Raw genomic sequence first — 1,045 nt, forward strand, 5'->3', positions numbered from 1 at the left:
AACGTGTTACACTGGTGCCGAAACCCGGGATTATGGATGGAAGTAGGAGTGCCGCGGCCAGTGGATCGAGCCCAACCAGCTCGCCGTTTGCGGAGGTCATTTCATCGCTCGCGGTCCTCCACCAGGAACAACACCGGGCGCTGTTGCAGATGAGGGAGGACCAGGATATGCGTTTCCAGGCAGTCCTCCAGGCACAGCGCGAGGACCGCGAGACGTTCCGGAGCTGGATGCACCGGGAGGTTCAGACGGGGACACGCGCCGACCTGGTGCTCTCCAAGATGGGCCCACAGGACGATCCCGAGGCATTCCTGGATCTCTTCGAGCGAGTGGCAGAGTCCAGCAGATGGCCTGGGGATCAGTGGGCCCTCCGCCTGTTAGGAGAATCTCCTGGTTTATGCTGAGTTGAAGAAGGCCATCATCCAGCGGGTCAGCCGGAGCCCTGAGCAGCACCGCCAGCGATTTCGGTCGCTGGGGTTGGCAGAAACAGGCCGGCCCTACCTGTAAGCTAAGCAGCTCCGGGACTCCTGCCACAAATGGCTGATGGCCGAGGGAAGTGAAGTCAGGAAGATCATCGATCGCGTGGTGCTGGAACAATTTACAACCTGCCTACCCAGGAAAACAGCGAGCTGGGTCCAGTGCCACCGCCCGACGTTGCTGGACGCGGCCATCCAGCTGGCGGAAGACCACCTGGTCGCGTGCCCTGGAGTCGGGGACATTCTACCGGCAGTCTCACTCCCCCCACCGGGTTTCCGACCGACCCCAACCCCGCGGACCCGTCCGCCGACGCCGGGGAGAGGCTTCGCGCGCGGGCGAGCCTATGGGAGCGGTCCGCACGATGGGGCTGGAGCCCCGGCCGGGAGGCCCAACGCGGTGGACACGCCCGGAGCCTCACACCACCCACACTACACCTCAACTGCCGCACCCTCCTCACGTCAGTGGACGGGCCCACTCCCTGCCGCCAGGGCGGCGGGAAGGCCTGGGCCGGCTTGTTGGCGCTGTGGGGACCCGGACCATTCCGTAGACCGGTGCCCGGTGATGGAGGTGG

Annotated in this window: 1 protein-coding gene; it reads left to right on the forward strand. The window is 65.3% G+C overall.

From position 1 onward, the window contains the following. The coding region (locus ACRC0P_RS15725) for a hypothetical protein (protein WP_438632253.1) at nucleotides 1-401 on the forward strand (401 nt) is incomplete at its 5' end. Nucleotides 402-1,045 lie beyond the last annotated feature (644 nt).

Source organism: Microbulbifer sp., assembly GCF_051659245.1.
GTDB lineage: Bacteria > Pseudomonadota > Gammaproteobacteria > Pseudomonadales > Cellvibrionaceae > Microbulbifer.